The sequence below is a fragment of the Frankia sp. BMG5.60 genome (assembly GCF_059428125.1).
Genome location: NZ_CM182091.1, coordinates 1 through 20,521 on the forward strand (window position 1 = coordinate 1; position 20,521 = coordinate 20,521).

Sequence of the window (20,521 nt, forward strand, 5' to 3'; positions counted from 1 at the left end):
CTAGTGGGTGTCGCCGTTAGTTCGTCGGTGATCGGTGGTGCCGGGTAGGTAGAGGCCTGCGGCGAGGTCGAGCGCGGCTTCGGCGGTGCCGCTGGGGGATCCGTCGGGCAGGTAGGAGTCGTCGTAGTCGTCGTGGCTGGCGCGCCAGATCGCGAAGCCCCAGTCGTTGGCGTAGCCGTGGTAGCGCAGCCGGCACAGTGGCTGGGGGGCGCCGTCGGGGTCGGTGGCGGTGACGTAGGCGAACGCGCCGTGGTAGCGGGTGGAGATCTCGCGGATCCCGGGCCAGTTCTCGGCCGCGTGCGCGACGAGCCGCTGGCGCAGGGAGATCTTCGTCGATGCCGGGATACCTGCCACGGCTCTCATTGTCGCCGTCAGTTGAGGGCGGGTTGCCCGCGGGTGTGGTGGCGGCGATGGTCGGGTGCGACCTGCCCGATAGGACATCAGGGTGTCTCGCCGTGCTACCGCGGTCATCCTGACCGACGACGTCCGTGCCGAACTGGCCAGCCGTGCCCGGTCGGCGACCGTGCCGCGCCGTGACTGGCTGCGCGCGAGGATCGTGCTCGCCGCCGCGGACGGGCTGGGCAACGCCGCGATCGCCGCCGGGTTGGGTGTCTGCGAGGACACCGTCTGCACGTGGCGGGGCCGGTTCGCCCGGGAAGGTCTCGCGGGCCTGCGTGACCGGCCCCGGTCGGGCCGGCCGGCCCGGTTCACCGCGGTGCAGGTCGCCGAGGTCAAGGCGCTGGCCTGCACCCGGCCCGCCGACGTCGACGTGCCGCTGGAACGCTGGTCGGCGGCCGAGCTCGCCGCCCACGCGGTCCGCGAGGGCATCGTCGAGGAGGTGTCCGCCTCGACGGTGACCCGCTGGCTCGACGCCGACGCGATCCGCCCCTGGCGGCACCGGTCGTGGATCTTCCCGCGGGACCCGGCGTTCGTGGCGAAGGCGTCCCGGGTCCTGGACCTCTATGCCCGCCGCTGGGACGGCGAGCCGCTCGGCCCGGACGACTATGTGATCAGCGCGGACGAGAAGTCCCAGCTGCAGGCCCTGCACCGCTGCCACCCGACCGCGCCGGCGATGCCCGGCCACGGCCCGCGGGTGGAGTTCGAGTACACCCGTGGGGGCACGCTGGCGTACTTCGCCGCCTACGACGTCCACCGCGCCGAGGTGATCGGCCGGATCGAGGACACCACCGGGATCGCCCCGTTCGGTCGGCTCGCCGCCCAGGTCATGGCCCAGGAGCCCTACGCGTCGGCGCGGCGGGTGTTCTGGATCGTCGACAACGGCTCGTCTCACCGAGGCCAGGCCTCGATCGACCGGATGCGCGCCGCCCACCCGACCGCGACGCTGGTCCACCTGCCCGTACACGCCTCCTGGCTCAACCAGGTCGAGGTATTCTTCTCGATCTTGCAGCGCAAGGCCATCGAGCGCGGTGACTTCGCCGACCTCGACACGCTCGCGGCCCGGGTCATGGGCTTCCAGGCGCTCTACAACCAGGCCGCGACCCCGTTCGACTGGAAGTACACCCGCGCCGATCTCCTGAAGACCGCCAGCCGCCTCGGCCTCGCCGCATAACCGACGAACTTGCGGCGGCACCCACTAGTACTACAGTTTCAGTGATCTTTCTGTCGGCTCGATGGCCGTGTCGAAGTTCTCCGCTGCGCGGTCGCGTGACCGGTGGTGGTAATGCTTGGCGCCGCCGATGGGGCGTTCAAGCGGCGCAAGCTGGGGTCCCGGGTCCAGGGAACGTCTTCGGAGGCACGCGAACGGGTAGCAGATTGCGCTAGGAGTGGGAGCGATCGGACTTCGAGAGACCCGCGGCAGCGACACCTAACGCGCCACGCCGTCCGCCGAGCAGAGATCACATCCCGACCACTGGGGCTGTAGTACTAGGCGGATCACCCCCACGGGCGTGGGGAGGACCGCATGGACCGGGCGTACTCGTTCGCCAGACGCGGATCACCCCCACGGGCGTGGGGAGGACCGCACCCGGCGCTGTTCTGGACGGTCCTCGTCCGGATCACCCCCACGGGCGTGGGGAGGACAACCGGCGCCGCGGCCTGAGCCTCCCGGGCGGCGGATCACCCCCACGGGCGTGGGGAGGACGCTCCGCTCTTCGGGTTGCCGTACTGGCATCCCGGATCACCCCCACGGGCGTGGGGAGGACGTAGTGGGAGTCAGGCTTGATGGTGCATCAGGCGGATCACCCCCACGGGCGTGGGGAGGATGTCAGGAGCACCCGGCAGTGCGGGGCGTGGGCCGGATCACCCCCACGGGCGTGGGGAGGATCTGCCAGCGGGAGGTGTCCCGTGGTGTGGTCGCGGATCACCCCCACGGGCGTGGGGAGGATTTGGTGTCGGACACTTCGATCTGGACCATCAGCGGATCACCCCCACGGGCGTGGGGAGGATCTGGCGTTGGACGGGGCTCACCGGCCTACTTCCGGATCACCCCCACGGGCGTGGGGAGGATTGCGTCCTGTTTCCCGCCGCCCGCTCCGCGTGCGGATCACCCCCACGGGCGTGGGGAGGATGCGTGGTGCCCATCTGACCACCAGCGATCGGACGGATCACCCCCACGGGCGTGGGGAGGATGGGAAAAACCACTGGGCATCGGGTGCCGTCGCCGGATCACCCCCACGGGCGTGGGGAGGATCCGCGGAGGGCGTACGGTGTGCATCGTCCTACCGGATCACCCCCACGGGCGTGGGGAGGATAACACCGCCGCGAGGGACACCGCTGTGGTCGTCGGATCACCCCCACGGGCGTGGGGAGGATCAACGTGAACTCGACATGGGCGGCCGTGTGCGCGGATCACCCCCACGGGCGTGGGGAGGATGCTTCGTGAGCTGGGCTTTTAGGAAGCGTCCGGCGTCTGTTGTGATTTCGCGATGCGTGGCGATGTCGCTGGGGTCGGTGCCGAGTCGGTCTGGCTGTGAGCCTGCCTTCCCATGGTGGGCGCATCGTACCGGTACGTGCCGGAGCTTCGGCGATGCAGGCTTCGTCGCCTGGCCGAAGGCCCTCTGGCTGCTTGCTCGAGAGCCACGCGTTAGCCTCCTCGAATGGATCATGGGGGGATCTCGGGGTTGGATGAGTCTGCGCAGGTGCCGGACCTGTTGGACCTGCGGGTATGGGGTAAGTCGCGGGGTCTTGATCGGCCGTATCCACTGGTGTGGCATCTGGTGGATACCGGGGCGATGGTCGAGGTGCTGTGGCGTGATGTGGTCGCGGCGTCGGTGCGGCGGACGATCGCGGTGGGGCTGGAGTGTTCCGAGGCTGATGCAGGTCGACTGGTGGCTTTCTGGGCGGCGCTACACGACATAGGAAAGATTATCCCCGGGTTTCAGGTTCAGGATGGAAAGGCTTTTGCTGGTCTAACCGGCTACACGAGGTCGGGTGAACGAGATTCCTACGGGCATGACCTGGCCACGCAGCAGTTCCTCGCGCGTCTGCTGGGTGAGCTGGGCTATGTCCGGGGTCTGATTGACGACGCGTCGTGTGCGCGGGTGGCGCAAGTGTTGGGCGGTCATCATGGCTGTTTCCATGAGATTGACTCGCGGGACGAAGACCCGCGGCTGAATCCCACTGAGCAGGGCGGCCCTGAGTGGGAAAGTCAGCGACGTGCGGTGTTGGCCGCGGTGGAGAAGGAGTTCGCCCCTCCGGTGGCCCCGCGGGAGATCCCGGTCCCAGTAGCTGCGGTGATCTGTGCTCTGGTGATTCTGGCCGACTGGCTGGTCAGCCAGGAGGACTTCATCCTTGCCCGGCAGACGGAGCATCAGGCCGGCTCCGGCAGCGGGAAAGAACGCCGGTGGGTGGCGTCGGCGGCGTTGCGGTCGCATCGGGCGGCCAGCACTGCAGCCGCGCACGGCCTGGTGCGGGAGGTCGGCCTGGGGCGTCTGGTGCTGCGCAGCGGGTCGTTCACCGAGGAGTTCCCCGACTACACCCCGAACACGCTGCAGAAATCGGTGGCCGAGGGACTCCCGAAGCTGCTGACCGGCCCGGGGCTGCTGCTGATGATGGCTCCCATGGGTTTCGGCAAGACCGAGACGGCGTTGCACGCGGCGAGGTTGATGGGGGAGGCCGCAGGAGCGCAGGGGCTGTTCGTCACGTTGCCGACGATGGCCACGGCGGACCAGATGTACGGCCGGGTGGAGGCCTACCTGCAGCGGCGTGGTGATCCGGCTGTGGGGAGTGCGGCGGTCACCCTGCTGCATTCGATGGCCTGGCTGAACCGTGCCTACAATCCTGCACCCGACCAGGGGCAGGTTGTCACCGGCGAGCACGAATCAGGGTCGCCGCCGGCGGCGCGGACAGTTCCCAGCGAGTGGCTGCGGGGTGCGAAGAAGGGTTTGGTGGCGCCGGCCGGTCTCGGCACGGTCGACCAGGCGCTACTCGCAGTGCTGCCCGCGCGGCACAACGTCCTGCGGATGCTGGGTCTGGCGGGCAAGGTACTCGTTGTTGACGAGGTGCACGCCTACGACGCCTACATGCAGTACCTGCTGGCCCGGCTGCTGACCTGGCTGGGCACGCTGCGAGCGCCGGTCGTCCTCCTGTCGGCGACGCTGCCGGAGGAGGTCGCGAAACGACTGGTCCGCGCCTATCTGCTGGGCGCGACGTCGAAGCCTTACCGGAAGGATATTCCCGTCACCTATCCCGGCTGGGTCTACGCCGACGCGGACAGCGCGACGGTGACCCCGACGCCGTTCGAGATGGATCCGCGCAACCTGGCGGTCGATCTGGTCGACGTACCGCTCGTCGAGGATGACCCCGCAGGCGAGGCCGATGAGGAACGGCCGGTTGCCGGTGGGGTCGACCGCCGCGCCGCGCTGCGCACTCTGTTGGCGCCGATCCTGCGCGAGGGCGGCAGCGCGATGGTGGTCTGTACGACGGTCGCCGAAGCCCAGCAGACCTTCGCCGCCGTCCGGACCTGGTGTAGACGGGAGGCTGATCCGGGTAATGCCCCGGTTCTCACCCTGCTGCATGCCCGCATGCCCGCCCGGGAGCGTGAGGCCCGCATCGAGCAGGTGACCACGGAGTTCGGCCGTGATGTGCAGCGGCGGCCCCACGCGGCGATTCTCGTCGCGACCCAGGTCGTCGAGCAGTCGCTGGACCTCGACGTCGATCTGGTCATCAGTGATCTGGCGCCGATCGCGCAACTGCTCCAGCGCGCTGGCCGCTGCCAGCGCCATCCCCAGGTCGACGCAGCAAAAAAGCGGCCCGCCTGGGCTGCCGGCGGACCGCGGCTCGCCGTCCTCCTCCCACGCCACGACGGCGAGTTCGCCCTACCCGAGCGTTGGACGTGGATCTACAACCGTGCGCTGCTGCGGCGCACCTACGAGCTGCTGGCCCCGCGTCATCCCCAGCCGGTGTCCATCCCGGCGGACGTGCAGCCGATGGTGAACGAGGTCTACGGCGAGACGTTCCGCGTCGATCCGCCGGAGGACGAGATCGCCCGGATCATGGAGGACGAGGCTGCCCGGGGTATTGCTGCCGTTGCGGCCATCGCGGCCCCGCGCGATCTGCTGGATCTTCAGCCGTTGACGAAACGGGAGATCGACGAGGACGAGATCTCCACCCGCCTGGGTGCGCCCTCGGTCCGGGTCGTGTGTTGCTACGTGGACGCCGACGGCAACCGCTGGCTCGATCCGACCTGCCGCACAAACCCGCTACCTGCGAAGGGTGCCGGCTGGAAGGACCGCTTCACCCAGGACCAGGTCCGCGCGGTCCTCTCCGAGAGCATCCCGATGCGCGACGGGCAGTGGCGGCGTGAGGATCCCGCGCTGACCCGGCCACCCGCGAGCTGGTCGAAGAACCCGAACCTGCGCCGCCTCGTCCTGCTGCCCCATGCGCTTGGCCCCGACGGCAAGCCGCAGCCGGTCGCCGTCGGGAACCGCACCTTCCGCCTGGACCCGACTCTCGGCCTGCTCGGCTGACGCGGGCGCGCGCTGCGTCAGGTCTCGCTGTGGGATCGAGGCCTGCATGGAGCTGGGCTAACACTTCATGGAACTCGGGGCGCTTGTTCAATCCGCTGCCTGATGGGTTGTGGTCCACCAGTAGACCCGCAAGCCGTTTTGTCGGTGGCAGTCGATAGCGTCAGCTCTGCGATGCTTGCCCCTCCTTGGAGAGTTGGGGGCGATAACAACGTCGATCGGGGGATCTGGTGAGTGGCCCATGACCGTTGGGCAGGCCTTCGACCTGCGGTTCGAGGAGTGGATGCCCGTCCGTGGGCTGTCGGAACAGCCTCAGGTTGGATTGCAGGAGCTGTTCCTGGCGGCGCAGGGCATCAAGGACCTCGAGGTGCCGCTGCCGCCGGCCGCCGCCGGACTGTGGAGAATCCTCTATCTGATTGCGGCGCGGGTGAGCGGCCTGGACGAGGAGGACCTGGGCGCCAAAGAGTTCGAGCGCCGCCGTAGGCGGGTGTTGACTCAGGATGGCTTCGACCCGGACAGGGTCAAAGAATATTTCGAGGAGTATCGGGTTCGTTTCAATCTTTTCGATGAGTCGCGGCCGTGGCTGCAGGATCCACGGTTGGCGGAGCAGTGCTCGTCGAGTTCGGGGCTGAACCGGATCGTGCTCGGCCGTCCGTCGGGGAACAACCAGGTCTGGTTCGGCCATCACGACGATGGCCGTCCACGTCCGATCCCGGCCCGTGAGGGTGCCTGGCATCTGCTTGCCGCCTTGTACTACGGGCCGTCGGGGCGCTGCACGACCCGGACGGTGAAGGGACGCACGGAGGGGAACACGGCGGCGGGCCCGCTGCGTACGGGCCTGAGCTGTCATCCGCTGGGCGGCACTCTGTTCGAGTCACTCGTGGCAGGGATCCCGTACCCCGACACTGCCGACGACTACCGGGAGGGTGTTCTCGACGAGGCACCGTGGGAGGCCGCCGCGTTGCCGGACCCGCTGCGCGGCCCGGTTCCGCTGCGGGGCATGGCCAGGGCGCTGGTCGGCCGCTTCCAGCATGCGGTGCTCCTGGTTCCCGACAGCGGCGGCGAGCACGTCGTGGATGCGACCCTGACATGGGCCTGGCGCGAGAAGGGGAACGTCGGCCCGGACCCTTACCAGATCTACCGGACCAGCAAGCAGGGCGACGTCTACCCTGCTCCGGCGAAGGCGTCGCGGGCGTTGTGGCGCGATCTGGATGCCATGCTGCTGAAGGGTGCGGACGGCAAGAGTGGCCGGCCGCGAGTCCTCGGTTCGGTGAAGCAGCTTCCGCCGCAGGTGCGTGACGGGATGCGGGTGCGGGTCTTCGGGTTCGACCAGGACGGGCAGACCCGTGATCGGCAGTTCTTCACCGGTTCGACGCCGCCCGTGCTGCGTTGGCTCGAGGATGATGATCTGACATTTGTCCGCGGGATCGAGCGGGTCCGGACGGTGGCCGAGCGGGTGGGCGACAACATCAGGTATGCGCTGCGCAGTGCGTGGGCGCACCTGGCCGACCCGGAGGACGACGGTAAGTCCCGGTCGAAGCGGCGAGACGTGGGCGCCGGCCCGTGGGTCGCGATGGGGGAGGACCGGTACTGGCCGCAGGCCGAGCGTGTTTTCTGGCGGACGCTGGATACGGCGGAGCAGGCTGCGGATCCATCGTTGGTTTTTACCGGTGCGGCCGATGATTTTCTGCGGCTGGCGCAGGGGGTGTACGACGACATCGTCGACCAGATCAACGCGGCGTTGCATCCCCGGTTGGTTCGTGCGCTGGTGCGACACCGTGCCGATCTGCGCCTTGGTCTGTGAACGCGACGATTTGGTCAGCGAAAAGGGGGAGGTGGTTCCATGACGGTCGGGTCGGTGTCGAGCGGCCTCGATGGGTTACCGTCGAAGGAGGAGGAATCGTTCGGGAGGGCCAGCGGGCCTGAGCGGTGGCGAGGCAAAGGTTCGGTGGCGAACCGGGAGGCGCTGAGGCTGCCGGCTCAGACCCTGGTGGGGCGAGCGCGCCGAGCGCAGGCGGTGCCGGCGGACCGTTCGGCGCTGCGTCGCAGCCTCGGCCGGGAACCGTCGCATCCGTTTGCGCAGCCGGCGCATCGCATCGTCGGCCCGTGCCTGCCTGGCGCGGTGCGCGACGGTGATGCGGTCGGGGTTCCGCGGGCTGGCGTGGTGGAGATCGTGGCGGTGGAGCGGGCCTTCTATGCGGTGGCTGCCTTGATCGCAGCCCAGCCCCGGTCGGTCCGCGACGCCTCTGCGAGATCGACCGAGAACGATGAGTCTTCAGAACCCGAGGTGACGGAATCGGCGCAGGACGATCAGTCGTCGCGACGGAGCGCGGGCCGGAGTCTGGGGCGCTGGCTTGCGGACGCGGTGAACGCGGAGCCGTCCCGCGAGCAGGCCGGCATGATGTACAGCCGTTTCGAGTCGCGGCTGCGGCTGCTCTGCCGCCAGGACATCGATGGGCTGCACCGGCAACTACCCAGGCTGGTGCGGTATCTGCAGTCTGACCGGATTGCCGCGGACTGGCGGCCCGCGGACTGGTCCCGGCTGCTGATTGATCTTGCCCTGTGGGGGATCGATGCGGACGGGGTCGCGAAGATCTGGCTGCAGCATTTCTATGGCACGGCGCGGCCCGCGCGCTTCGACGGCGGTGCGACCGCCGATGCCGACGACACCACGAAGGACGACGGCGCCGATGGTGCCGCGGACGATGCTGAAAGGAAGAGGCCATGACCGACGCCCGGTTCCTCGATATCCACCTGCTGCAGACGATTCCGTACGCGAATCTGAACCGTGACGATCTCGGCGCGCCGAAGACGGTTGTCTACGGCGGGAAGTCCCGCACGCGCGTGTCCAGCCAGTGCTGGAAGCGGCAGGTGCGGCTCGAGGTGGAGTCGGTGCTGGGTGATCCTGCGGTGCGTACCCGACGGATCACCACAGAGGTCGCCGCCCGGCTGGTCAAAAAGGGCTGGCTGGAGGAGCTCGCGACGCACGCGGGGGCGCAGGTACTGCTGTCCGCAGGCAAGAGTGGCATCAAGACCGAGAAGGACCGTGACAAGCGGGATATCTCCTCGGTGCTGCTGTATCTGCCGGCCGCCGGGCTGGACGCGCTGGCCGAGCTGGCCGACGCCCACCGTGGCCTGATCGAGGCCGAGGCGCGCAAGAAGACGCCGAAGGCGGTGCTGCCGGTGGCGGAGGTGGCGTCGATCCTGTCGAGCCGGAACGGATCCATCAACCTGTTCGGGCGGATGCTGGCGGAACTGCCTGGTGGGAAGGTCGATGGTGCGGTGCAGGTGGCGCACGCCTTCACCGTGCACGCCACTGATCCGGAGATCGACTTTTTCACCGCTGTCGACGACATCCCGTCGGCGGACGATGCGGGTAGCGGCCACATGAACGCCGGTGAGTTCTCCGCCGGTGTGTTCTACCGGTATGCGAGCCTCGACCTGACCGGCCTGGTCAAGAACCTCGACGGCGACACGGCGACCGCAACCGAGCTGACGAGGGAGTTCCTGCGGGGCTTCGTCTCGGCACTGCCAAGTGGAAAGCGGACCGCGACCGCCCCGAACACCCTGCCCGAGCTGCTTTATGTGGCGGTGCGTGGGGACCGGCCGATCTCGTTGGCCGCGGCGTTCGAGCGGCCCGTGGCCGCTGGCGTCGATGGCGGCTTCGGGCAGGAGGCCCGTGACGACCTGGCCACCTACGCGCAGGGGCTGCACACCGTCTGGGAGACAGACGAGATTGTTCTCCACGGGCACGCGTCCATGGACGGTGTGTCGCGGGAGAAGGGACTCGGCGACCGGTACGACTCCTACCCGAAGCTGTTGACCGCCGCGGTCGCGGCGGCCTATCCGGCGCAGGCTGCCGCGGAGGTGGCATGAGCGGGCTGGTGCTGCGCCTGGCTGGGCCGATGCAGTCGTGGGGGGAGCGCAGCACGTTCGCCGCCGAGCGGGACACCGCCGGTTTCCCTACCCGCTCCGGTCTGATCGGCCTGTTCGCCGCGTCGATGGGCATTGAGCGAGGACAGGCAGGGGTTTCGCAGGGAACACGGTCGATCACCATCGCGGACTTCGCAGCGCTACGGATCACGGTTCGGGTCGATGCTCCGGGCCTGTTGTTGACGGATTTTCACACGGTCGGCGGCGGGCTTCCGTCGGCCCGGACCGTTCCGACCGCGGAGGGGAAGCACCGGGCGGGGGAGAACACGGCGACGATCGTGAGCCGTCGCCACTACCTGTCTGACGCCGTGTTCACCGTTGCTGTCACCGCCGTGGACGACGACGATCTGATCATGCGGATCGGCGACGCATTGCTGCACCCGGTCTGGCAGCCCTACCTCGGCCGGCGGTCCTGCCCGCCGGACCAGCCGCTGGTACTGCGGCGTCGCTGCGCCGATCCGGAGGCCGAGCTTCGGACCCAGGTGCCATTGCCTCGCCGGCCCCGGCTCCCACGGGCGGCGGACGGCGGTGTCGAGGTCGACCTGTTGACCGAGACCGCCCCGGCGGATGGCCGTGCCGCCGTCACCGATTTGCCGGATGTTCCGCTGAGTTTCGACCGGTTCGATCGCCGCTATGCGCGCCGCACCGTCTGCCGACAGTCGATCAGCCTGCCTACCAGGCTGCTTCACAAGCCAGGTGAGGAGTTCCAGCGGGCGCTGTACGCCTACATCGAGCAGGGTCGGGTGGCGGCGTGAAGGCCTGGCTGGCGCAGATTCTCGTCGATGAGCGGCACCATGAGATCCGCCGCGAGCTTGCCGACGCCGAACGGCTGCACAAGCGGCTGATGATGCTCGTCCCCGACGAACTCGGCGACGACGCCCGCACACTGGCGGGTCTGCTGTTTCGCGTCGACCGGCGGGCGGGGCGGACCCGGCTGCTCGTCCAGACAAGGCTGCAGCCGGAAGTCCACCGGCTGCCCGCACCCTATGCGCAGGCCGCCGTCCGCGATCTCAGGCCGTTCCTGGACCGGCTGACCGTGGGCACCGCGGTGCACTACCGGATCGTCGCGAACGCGTCGAAGCGCGGCGGCCGCAACGCCGGCAAGCAGGCCGGGAAGATCATCCCGTTGCGCGGGGCGGACGCCGACGAGTGGTGGACGCGGCGGGCCGCCGGATGTGGGCTGGAACTGCGTTCCCTGGTCGGCAGCCCGCTCGGCGACGTCACCGGTGACCGGACCGGCGGGCGGGTCCGGCACGCCCTGACTCGTTTCGACGGCCTCGGCGTCATCGTCGACGCGGACGCGGCACGCCGTGCTGTGCTCGACGGGGTCGGACGGGCGAAATCCTACGGCGCGGGGCTGCTCAGCCTGGCGCCGCTGGGGGCCGGCCGGTGAGCGTGCGGCGCACCGGCGGCGGCGCCGGTTCGGCCAAGCAGCGGCTGGGCCGTCCGACTTTGGCGATGTTGCCGCGGGTCGCGGACTCGCTGTCGTTTCTCTACATGGAGTCGGTACGGATCGCGCGGGACGACACCGGGGTCCTCGCCTATGTGGAGTCGCCCCGTGGCATCGAGCAGGTCTATCTGCCGGTTGCGGCGTTGTCCTGCGTGTTGATGGGACCGGGCACGTCGATCACTCAGCCGGCGCTGGCGATGTTCGCGCACCACGGCACCAGCATCGTGTGCGTCGGCGCGGGCGGTATCCGCAGCTACGCGAACATCCAGCCGGCGGGGCTGACGACCAACTGGTTGGAAAGACAGGTCCGGATCTGGGCGGACGACGAGCTGCGGGTTGAGACGGCGAGCCGGATGTACCGGGCCCGGTTCGCCGTCGACGTCCCCGAGGGCACCACGCTCGCGCAGCTGCGCGGCATGGAAGGCCAGCGGGTGAAGGCCTATTACAAACTGCTGGCGCAGAAACACCGCATCGGCCGGTTCCGCCGCAACTACAACCCCGACTCGTGGGACGAGCAGGACCCGGTGAACCGCGCCCTGTCGGCGGCCAACACCTGCCTGTACGGCGTGGTCCACGCGGCCGTGTGCGCGCTGGGCTGCTCGCCGGCGTTGGGATTCGTGCACAGCGGCACCCAGCTCGCGTTCATCTACGACCTGGCTGACCTGTACAAGGCCACGACGACGATCCCGCTGGCGTTCGCGTTGCACGATTCGACCGATCCGGAACGGGCCGTGCGTAGCCGGCTGCGGGAGGAGTTCCGGCTCGTCAAGCTTCTCCCGACGATCGTCCAGGATATCCAGAACCTGCTCACCCCGGCCGACGAGGTGGAAGCGGGCGACGGCGAGGACCGGGGGACGTTGTCGGTTGGCATGGTCAATCTGTGGGATCCGGATCTGGGGCCCATTCGCGCCGGCGTCAACTATGGCGGCGGACCCGATCTGGACCTTGCCGGTGACATCGACGAGGCGGACGTGGCTGGTCAAGGTGCCGCGCCTGGTCTTGTCGGCGAGCGGGATGGACCGGCGCCGGCTGAGGAGGTCGCCACCACTGTTGATGGACCGCTGTTCGACGACGGCGTCCTCGACGAGGACGACATCCTGACCAACCTGGGTGACCCATGGCCTCAATGATCGTCATTGCGACCACCGCTGTCCCTGACCACGTCCGCGGCGCGCTGACCCGCTGGCTCATCGAACCCAAGGCCGGCGTGTACGTCGGCACCGTCTCCGCCCGAGTCCGCGAGCACCTCTGGACTCAGGTCGCTGCCTGCGTCGCCGACGGCGCTGCTGTCTGCATCCATCCCGCCGACACCGAACAGGGATTCCAGATCCACACCGCCGGTGAACGCCGCCGCCATATCGTCGACTTCGACGGCCTGCAACTCGCCGCCCTCCAACCACAACAGACGCCGGAGCCCTCCTAAAACCCCAGCTCACGAAGTGTCCTCCCCACGCCCGTGGGGGTGATCCGATCTTGCAAAAGTGGTCGGCCTCGGGACGTCCGTCCTCCCCACGCCCGTGGGGGTGATCCGCCCACCGTGACACTGCCAGCCATACACGGCGCGTCCTCCCCACGCCCGTGGGGGTGATCCGGTCTCCAACCGCGGCGCCTCACGCGCCGTCTCGTCCTCCCCACGCCCGTGGGGGTGATCCGAGTCGCGTCGGCCTCCAAATCGCCGGCCTCGAGTCCTCCCCACGCCCGTGGGGGTGATCCGTTGAGCCGCATCGACTCAGCTCCGGGGGAACGGTCCTCCCCACGCCCGTGGGGGTGATCCGCAGGTGTGGCGGCAGCACCCGGGGCCGATGCTGTCCTCCCCACGCCCGTGGGGGTGATCCGGAAATTGAAACATCCCGGCTGGTCCCGACCAGGTCCTCCCCACGCCCGTGGGGGTGATCCGTCGGGAGGATCACTCGCAGCCGGGATGTCGGCGTCCTCCCCACGCCCGTGGGGGTGATCCGCTGGAGGCGGCGTCGACGAAATCGTCGAACATGTCCTCCCCACGCCCGTGGGGGTGATCCGATCCTCACCGACGCCGACCGGGCCGCCGCGATGTCCTCCCCACGCCCGTGGGGGTGATCCGACCCGCGGGTCGGCCCGGACCACGCGCGTGCCGTCCTCCCCACGCCCGTGGGGGTGATCCGCGAGAACGGGCACCAAATGTTGGCCGTCTCGAGTCCTCCCCACGCCCGTGGGGGTGATCCGGATGACCGTCCCGGCCTCGCCCTCGCGGACCAGTCCTCCCCACGCCCGTGGGGGTGATCCGGTCTCCGAGTCCTGCTCCATCACGGCGAGCAGGTCCTCCCCACGCCCGTGGGGGTGATCCGCAGCTGGATGGCTGACCGGCACCTGGGAGACGGTCCTCCCCACGCCCGTGGGGGTGATCCGACATGGTGCAGCGTCGCTGTGCCGATGCGGGGGTCCTCCCCACGCCCGTGGGGGTGATCCGGCAACGATGCCTGACTTCGACCTGTCAGCGCCGTCCTCCCCACGCCCGTGGGGGTGATCCGACTGCTACCCGCTGCCCGGCAGGTCCGTCGCTGTCCTCCCCACGCCCGTGGGGGTGATCCGCCTGCGCAGCATCGCAACCTCCCAGGTGTGGCGTCCTCCCCACGCCCGTGGGGGTGATCCGCCGGAGATCAAATCCGCTTGGAACTCGCCCGGGTCCTCCCCACGCCCGTGGGGGTGATCCGGCCGATGACTGAGCCTGCCGGGCAGCCTTTCGGTCCTCCCCACGCCCGTGGGGGTGATCCGTCGACCTGCTCGTCGCCGGTCTTCGTCAGCAGGTCCTCCCCACGCCCGTGGGGGTGATCCGGACAGGCAGGCCGTCCCGTGATGCTGCTCGCCGTCCTCCCCACGCCCGTGGGGGTGATCCGGTCGCGTACCGGCAGCGAGATAGTTGAGCACCGTCCTCCCCACGCCCGTGGGGGTGATCCGGTCCGTCCGGACACCGCCGGATCGATGATCTGGTCCTCCCCACGCCCGTGGGGGTGATCCATTGATCAGCGGCTCGTTCGTGGGTGAGGGTCAGTCCTCCCCACGCCCGTGGGGGTGATCCGGGCTGTATGCCGCGTTTCTCGGCGGGTGGCTCGTCCTCCCCACGCCCGTGGGGGTGATCCGCCAGCGCGCACATCAGCCGGCCCTGCGCGGTGGTCCTCCCCACGCCCGTGGGGGTGATCCGGTCGGCGACGCCCAATCCCGGCTCGCCGCGATGTCCTCCCCACGCCCGTGGGGGTGATCCTTCGTTGGCGATGGGCCGCCGATGGCCGAGATCGTCCTCCCCACGCCCGTGGGGGTGATCCGTGAGGGGTTGAGGGAGCGGGAAGCCGGTGAGCGTCCTCCCCACGCCCGTGGGGGTGATCCACGATCTGACCGGCGCCGGAATCGGTGTTCCGCGTCCTCCCCACGCCCGTGGGGGTGATCCGCCGCGGCGGTAATCCTCATAGAAGACCGCATTGTCCTCCCCACGCCCGTGGGGGTGATCCGTTCGCGGGGGGACGCGATCTCCCCGGGGCTGAAGGTCCTCCCCACGCCCGTGGGGGTGATCCGTCATCGTCAGCGATGCCGGTCACTTGGAACCCGTCCTCCCCACGCCCGTGGGGGTGATCCGGTCGCCGCGGCCCGCGGCGAGCTGGCGTCCGCGTCCTCCCCACGCCCGTGGGGGTGATCCGCCCCTCCTTTTGCCCCTCCGGCTCTATCCGGAGTCCTCCCCACGCCCGTGGGGGTGATCCGACCCGGATCGGCCGGGGGTCGCCGGGGATCAGGTCCTCCCCACGCCCGTGGGGGTGATCCTAAGGGTGGGAGTGTCCGGGAGGGTCCGGGGATGATGTCCTCCCCACGCCCGTGGGGGTGATCCGTGCCCCAGCTCCCGGGCGTACAGACCCGCCCCGTCCTCCCCACGCCCGTGGGGGTGATCCGCTCAGCTCCAGCTCAAGGGCCCGCTGGTGCTCGTCCTCCCCACGCCCGTGGGGGTGATCCGCTGGCGGTCTCCTCCACCAACCTGCTCCGGATGTCCTCCCCACGCCCGTGGGGGTGATCCGGCATGTTCGCGCTGGCCTGGACGACCGGCGACGTCCTCCCCACGCCCGTGGGGGTGATCCGAGCAGGCTGCTGTTCGGGCTGGCCGAGCAGCGGTCCTCCCCACGCCCGTGGGGGTGATCCGTAACCGAGCTCGAGGAACGTGGGATCACCGCGGTCCTCCCCACGCCCGTGGGGGTGATCCGCGACCGGAGTCACGCTCCGCTGGCGTGTCAACGTCCTCCCCACGCCCGTGGGGGTGATCCGATAGAGGATTAATCCTGTGGAGCAAGTAGAAGGTCCTCCCCACGCCCGTGGGGGTGATCCGATACGCGGAACCCTCGGCAAACTGATCAGCGGGTCCTCCCCACGCCCGTGGGGGTGATCCGGCCGTCCGGCACCTCCCCAAGCTCGTCCTTGCGTCCTCCCCACGCCCGTGGGGGTGATCCCCCAGTCGGAAGGGCCCGAAGTCGCGGACTGACGTCCTCCCCACGCCCGTGGGGGTGATCCGCTCGCCGCCGGCCCTCGAGCTCGCCGCCGGCCGTCCTCCCCACGCCCGTGGGGGTGATCCCCGACGTCGTTGATGGGCTCCTGACGCTCGGACGTCCTCCCCACGCCCGTGGGGGTGATCCACCGTTCGGTCCAGCGGGTAGAGATAGGCCACCGTCCTCCCCACGCCCGTGGGGGTGATCCGCTCCGTGACGCTCGCGCGCTGCTCCGCCAGCAGTCCTCCCCACGCCCGTGGGGGTGATCCGCCGACGCGCTGCTCGACGACGAGAACGGCGACGGTCCTCCCCACGCCCGTGGGGGTGATCCGCTTCCAGCCGGTGAAGCGAAGCCGGGCGCGGAGTCCTCCCCACGCCCGTGGGGGTGATCCCCGACCCGCAGCTTCCGCTGCAACATGGCGGTCGTCCTCCCCACGCCCGTGGGGGTGATCCGTAGCGATGAGGAGTGGGAGCTTGCCGACGCGAGTCCTCCCCACGCCCGTGGGGGTGATCCGCCGCGACGGTGGCGACGGCAGCCCTGGACAGGGTCCTCCCCACGCCCGTGGGGGTGATCCGAACGCGGGATCACCGCGGGGGATCGGCTGTATGTCCTCCCCACGCCCGTGGGGGTGATCCGCTGGACGCGGCGACGGTGAACCGGCTGCTCTCGTCCTCCCCACGCCCGTGGGGGTGATCCGGATCGGATGGTGGTGTTCGGGCAGCGGACCGCGTCCTCCCCACGCCCGTGGGGGATGCCTCCGTCGGTTCCGGTTGGCGATGCCCTCCAGCTCGCCATCCTCTCCACGCCCGAGGGGGTGCTCCGGGGGGCCGGCTGGTCCAGCATGCAGAGGATCATCCGGAGCTCGCCGGAGAAGACCCGGTGCGCGCGGAGTCCGCCCCGCACGCGCAGGGATCATCCGGCCGGCACCGGCCACGGATATTGCAACATCGCGTCCGCCCCCGCACGCGCGGGGACCGTCCTTGGTACGACGACAACGCCATCACCCAGGCTGAGTCCGCCCCGTACGCGCGGAAATCATCCCTCGGGTTCCTCGTCACTTGCGCCGAGGAGTGGGTCCGCCCCGTACGCGCGGGGACTATCGTGCGTGCATTCCGAATTCTCGGCCCATGAAATGATACGCCCCGAAAGTCAAGGGATCATCGCTTAATTGGTTCATTCCGGGATAATTCCTAAAAGGCCGATCTAGACCGGGCAACCGCATCCGCCTGAGAACAGGCGCGTGGTTAATAGCTGACCTCGTACCGCGGGACCTGAAAGTCGTATCGTGGCGCGCCGGGTCACATGCGCAGTCTGAGTTTCGGCACCCCACAGGTTGGCCCGAAGCTGAGGGGTGACGTGCCATCCAAACGACCGTCGCACCCAGTCGGCCCGTCACGCGCGGCTGCGGTGTTCCTACGGACAGTTGAGTCAACAAGGCTTGGTAGTCCCTGTGAGCAAGGTCACTTGATAGCGTTGAGTGACGACGGCAGACAAGTGATGGCGACTGATGCCGAGCGACGAAAGTAGGGGGTTAACAGGGGGAGCGGCCCGTAGCGAAAGATCGCTACGGAGACGGATCCCTTGCGGGGCAGTGAGAGCGGGTGCGCCGTCAGGGACTTGAACCCCGAACCCGCGGAACTCCGATGTCGGAACCGGTGGACGGACACGACATCGACGCATGATTCGATCATGACTGGTCGGACGCCCCGCGATGGCGGACTTCGCCGATGCAACAGTGCCCCTGAGCCCATGCAGCGACACCAGAAGTCAGGGCGTCCTGTCGGTCTGCGCCCAGACGATGGTGACGCCAAGCATTGAGATAATCAACGGTGTTGACGACTGCCCGCGGCCGCGCCGATGGTGGTTGGGCCTGAGTTGTCATGGAGGGTGTCTGGTGTTACGAGATCCGTCCTCAGGGTGATGGTGTGATTGCTGGGGAACGGACGGGCGACCTTCCTCGCGCGGGTCCGCATGCACTTCACGTGGTATGTCGTCAGGTCGAAACTTGAAGGCCGTCCAGAGTGGGCCGGGCATCCCTGATCACGGCCGGGCGGCGGCGTTTCCGCGGGCGGTGGTCGCGCGGCCTGCGGGCGGCGGGGGCGCCGGTTCGGAGTCGGCTGGCCGGTCGGCGGCGTGTGGCCGTGTGAGTAGACAGCCTGGTGGGGCTGGTCAGCGGGTGCTGCTGACTCTTGATCAGGTGCTGGTGGAGTTGGGTGGGCCGGAGGGGCCGTTGCCGCGGTCGACGTGGCAGGACTGGCAGCGTAAGGGGACGGGTCCGAAGGTCATCAAGTTGCCGAACGGGCAGATTCGGGTTGCTCGTGACGATCTGAATCGCTGGCTTGATGGCCTGACCCGGGATCCGTCGCGGTGAGCGGGCACGGCTCCACCCGGCCTGGCGGGAACGTCGGTGACGGGGGCGAGCTGCAGTCCACGTTTGATGTGCGGGTGTGGGCTGTGCGGGAGGTGAAGGGGAAGCGGCGGACGACGTGGCAGGCCCGGTGGTGGGTGGCTGGTCGCGTGTCGGCGAACACTCAGACATTCATGGCCAAGGGGGCGGCGGAGGCGCGTCGTGCGGAGATCCTGACCGCGGTGAAGAAGGGGGAGGCGTTCGATGTTCATTCTGGTCTGCCGGTGCGGGAAGTGCTCGCGCGGCGGGCGGCGGAGCCGCCTGCGGTGGCAAGGACGTGGTTACAGGTGGCGCGGGCGTTTGTGGATGCGAAGTGGGAGCAGGGGCAGGCCCCGGGGAGCAGGCGGTCGAGGTCACGTCCGGTGGCGTGGTGTACGGAGGGTGACTCCGCGTGATCCTTGGTTTAGTTTATGCGGTGAGTGTTTCTGGTGTCACGCTGATCTCGGGTGTGTCGGCCGGCGTGTTCCCCGCGTCGGCTTTCCCGAGGATTTCCAGGCCGAAATAGCGGTGGGTTTCGATCCACTCGTCGTGTTGCTCGGCCAGGACCGCGCCGACGAGACGTATGATCGCACCACGGTCCGGGAAGATACCCACGACGTCGGTCCGCCGGCGGATCTCCTTGTTCAGCCGTTCCTGCGGATTCGACGACCAGATCTGCCGCCAGATCTCCCGCGGGTAGCCGGTGAACGCGAGCAGATCCGCTTTCGCCTCTTCCAGATGTGCGGCGGCGCGCGGTAGTTTCTCGGTGAGAGCGTCGACGACCCGGTCGAACTGCACGGCCACCTCGTTCGCGTCCGCCTGATCAAAGATTGTCCGGACCAATGTTGCGACCCACGGCTGCGACGACTTCGGTGTGAACGTCAACAAGTCGCGCAGGTAATGCGTCCGGCATCTTTGCCACGACGCGGGCGTGTCATGACGACTGTGTAAGCCGGAGGTGGACCAGGATCGATCTACCTTGATCGGGTAGGTCGGAAAGGGACACCGAATGACACAGAGCACGACGCTTCGGACAAAAGACGAAGCGGCGGCGAAGAGGATCGCCGAGGCTTTCGCGCCGGAGGCGATCGACACGTTGTTGAAGGACGCGAGAGCGACCGGAACACCGATCGACGGGGTCGATGGCCTGTTGAACCAGATGACGAAGGCTGTCCTCGAGCGGGCCTTGCAGGTCGAGATGACGGGCCATCTCGGCTATGAGGTGGGTGATCCGGCCGGTCAGGGCACGGGAAACTCCCGGAACGGGAAGTCCACGAAGACGGTGTCGACACGGAACGGGCCGGTCGAGATCGAGGTACCGCGTGACCGGAACGGCTCCTTCGAGCCGACGATCGTGCCGAAACGGGCGCGGCGGATCGGGAATCTTGACGACACGATCCTGTCGTTGTACTCGCGGGGCATGACGACCCGCGACATCGAGGCGCACCTGCGTGAGGTGTACGGGGTCCAGGCGTCCCGGGAGCTGATTTCCAATGTCACCGAGGTCGTCGTCGACGAGATCAAGGCCTGGCAGTCCCGGCCCCTCGACGAGGTCTACCCGATCCTGTACGTCGATGGGATCCGGCTTCGGATCAAGGACAACGGGGTGGTCACGACCAAGGTCGCCTACCTGGCCGTGGGTGTCGATGTCGATGGCCGTAAGCACGCGCTGGGCTGTTGGATCAAGGACACCGAGGGCGCGAAGTTCTGGCAGAAGGTCCTGGCCGATCTCCGCAACCGCGGGGTGCGCGACGTGCTGATCGTGTGCTGCGACGGGCTGTCCGGCCTGCCCGACGCCGCGGTCGCGGTCTTCCCCGAGACCGTCGTGCAGACCTGCGTTGTGCACGTGATCCGCAACGCGATGAGGTTCGTGTCCTACGGCGACCGGAAAGCCGTCGTCAAGGCGATGAAGGACATCTACACGGCACCGACGCTGGAAGCCGCGGAACTCGGCCTGGCCGCGTTCGACAAGAAGTTCGGCGTCCAGTACCCCGGCGCGGTCGACGTGTGGCGTCACGCCTGGCCGGAGTTCATTCCGTTCCTCGACTACCCACCCGAACTCCGGAAGATCGTGTACACGACCAATGCGATCGAGTCGATGAACTTCCAGCTCCGGAAAATCACGAAGAACCGCGGGCATTTCCCCGACCGTGACGCGGCGATGAAGCTACTCTACCTCGGGCTCCGTAACATATCGAGCCAACGCGGCGGGGAGTCCGGTACCGGAACCCACGGATGGAAAGTCGCCCTCAACACGCTCGTCAACCTATTTCCCGGACGCCTACCTTTCTGATAGTGTAAGCATGTAAGCTGAGCTATTCACCTCTG

The 20,521-nt window shown here is 68.6% G+C and carries 12 protein-coding genes, 1 pseudogene and 2 CRISPR repeat arrays; of the genes and pseudogenes, 11 read left to right on the forward strand and 2 right to left on the reverse strand.

All coding sequences use genetic code 11. From position 1 onward, the window contains the following. Window positions 1-354 carry a hypothetical protein gene (locus AC5R91_RS00005; RefSeq protein ID WP_495393399.1) on the reverse strand — a complete coding sequence of 118 codons (354 nt, stop codon included), beginning with the start codon at window positions 352-354 and terminating at the stop codon, window positions 1-3. Window positions 355-445: 91 nt separating this feature from the next. On the opposite strand from AC5R91_RS00005, the gene AC5R91_RS00010 reads away from it, so the two are divergent. The 10 genes from AC5R91_RS00010 (at window position 446) to AC5R91_RS00055 (ending at window position 18,178) form a co-directional block, all read left to right on the forward strand. After that, on the forward strand, window positions 446-1,570 hold the full coding sequence (locus AC5R91_RS00010) for an IS630 family transposase (protein ID WP_495393400.1): 1,125 nt from the start codon (window positions 446-448) through the stop codon (window positions 1,568-1,570). A gap of 319 nt (window positions 1,571-1,889) precedes the next feature. After that, a CRISPR array of direct repeats spans window positions 1,890-2,833; the repeat unit is 29 nt; unit sequence CGGATCACCCCCACGGGCGTGGGGAGGAC. A 223-nt stretch (window positions 2,834-3,056) separates the two neighbouring features. After that, the gene (gene cas3 / locus AC5R91_RS00015; RefSeq protein WP_495394983.1) at window positions 3,057-5,927 is read left to right on the forward strand and encodes a CRISPR-associated helicase Cas3'; all 2,871 of its coding nucleotides are present in this window, start codon (window positions 3,057-3,059) and stop codon (window positions 5,925-5,927) included. 238 nt (window positions 5,928-6,165) lie between these two features. After that, entirely contained in the window at window positions 6,166-7,728 is a 1,563-nt protein-coding gene (gene casA, locus AC5R91_RS00020) for a type I-E CRISPR-associated protein Cse1/CasA (protein WP_495394984.1), read from the forward strand. A 39-nt stretch (window positions 7,729-7,767) separates the two neighbouring features. Beyond that, window positions 7,768-8,652, forward strand: coding sequence for a type I-E CRISPR-associated protein Cse2/CasB (gene casB / locus AC5R91_RS00025; RefSeq protein ID WP_495394985.1), 885 nt, complete (start codon window positions 7,768-7,770; stop codon window positions 8,650-8,652). Beyond that, window positions 8,649-9,800: a type I-E CRISPR-associated protein Cas7/Cse4/CasC gene (gene cas7e / locus AC5R91_RS00030; protein ID WP_495394986.1), complete on the forward strand. Its 1,152-nt coding sequence runs from the start codon at window positions 8,649-8,651 to the stop codon at window positions 9,798-9,800. The genes casB and cas7e overlap by 4 nt, the downstream gene beginning before the upstream one ends. Further along, on the forward strand, window positions 9,797-10,612 hold the full coding sequence (gene cas5e / locus AC5R91_RS00035; RefSeq protein WP_495394987.1) for a type I-E CRISPR-associated protein Cas5/CasD: 816 nt from the start codon (window positions 9,797-9,799) through the stop codon (window positions 10,610-10,612). Before cas7e ends, cas5e begins: the two co-directional genes overlap by 4 nt. Beyond that, entirely contained in the window at window positions 10,609-11,250 is a 642-nt protein-coding gene (locus AC5R91_RS00040) for a type I-E CRISPR-associated protein Cas6/Cse3/CasE (RefSeq protein WP_495394988.1), read from the forward strand. Before cas5e ends, AC5R91_RS00040 begins: the two co-directional genes overlap by 4 nt. Next, a complete protein-coding gene (gene cas1e, locus AC5R91_RS00045; RefSeq protein ID WP_495394989.1) occupies window positions 11,247-12,437 on the forward strand; it encodes a type I-E CRISPR-associated endonuclease Cas1e in 1,191 nt (396 codons plus the stop codon). The genes AC5R91_RS00040 and cas1e overlap by 4 nt, the downstream gene beginning before the upstream one ends. Continuing rightward, window positions 12,434-12,730, forward strand: coding sequence for a type I-E CRISPR-associated endoribonuclease Cas2e (gene cas2e, locus AC5R91_RS00050; RefSeq protein ID WP_495394990.1), 297 nt, complete (start codon window positions 12,434-12,436; stop codon window positions 12,728-12,730). The genes cas1e and cas2e overlap by 4 nt, the downstream gene beginning before the upstream one ends. An 18-nt stretch (window positions 12,731-12,748) precedes the next feature. Further along, a CRISPR array of direct repeats spans window positions 12,749-16,504; the repeat unit is 29 nt; unit sequence GTCCTCCCCACGCCCGTGGGGGTGATCCG. A gap of 1,479 nt (window positions 16,505-17,983) precedes the next feature. Next, window positions 17,984-18,178 carry a helix-turn-helix transcriptional regulator gene (locus AC5R91_RS00055; RefSeq protein ID WP_495394991.1) on the forward strand — a complete coding sequence of 65 codons (195 nt, stop codon included), beginning with the start codon at window positions 17,984-17,986 and terminating at the stop codon, window positions 18,176-18,178. Between the two features lie 444 nt (window positions 18,179-18,622). On the opposite strand, the pseudogene AC5R91_RS00060 reads toward AC5R91_RS00055, so the two are convergent. After that, window positions 18,623-19,120: pseudogene (locus AC5R91_RS00060) on the reverse strand (transposase); the annotation flags it as partial. Window positions 19,121-19,202: 82 nt separating this feature from the next. Between AC5R91_RS00060 and AC5R91_RS00065 the strand changes: the two are divergent. Further along, window positions 19,203-20,486, forward strand: coding sequence for an IS256 family transposase (locus tag AC5R91_RS00065; protein WP_495394993.1), 1,284 nt, complete (start codon window positions 19,203-19,205; stop codon window positions 20,484-20,486). Window positions 20,487-20,521: the final 35 nt, after the last annotated feature.

Bases quoted from the DNA above. Each gene is read 5' to 3' on its own strand.
- cas3 (WP_495394983.1), top strand. From the start codon at position 3,057: ATGGATCATGGGGGGATCTCGGGGTTGGATGAGTCTGCGCAGGTGCCG.
- casA (WP_495394984.1), top strand. From the start codon at position 6,166: ATGACCGTTGGGCAGGCCTTCGACCTGCGGTTCGAGGAGTGGATGCCC.
- casB (WP_495394985.1), top strand. From the start codon at position 7,768: ATGACGGTCGGGTCGGTGTCGAGCGGCCTCGATGGGTTACCGTCGAAG.
- cas7e (WP_495394986.1), top strand. From the start codon at position 8,649: ATGACCGACGCCCGGTTCCTCGATATCCACCTGCTGCAGACGATTCCG.
- cas5e (WP_495394987.1), top strand. From the start codon at position 9,797: ATGAGCGGGCTGGTGCTGCGCCTGGCTGGGCCGATGCAGTCGTGGGGG.
- cas2e (WP_495394990.1), top strand. From the start codon at position 12,434: ATGATCGTCATTGCGACCACCGCTGTCCCTGACCACGTCCGCGGCGCG.
- AC5R91_RS00065 (WP_495394993.1), top strand. From the start codon at position 19,203: ATGACACAGAGCACGACGCTTCGGACAAAAGACGAAGCGGCGGCGAAG.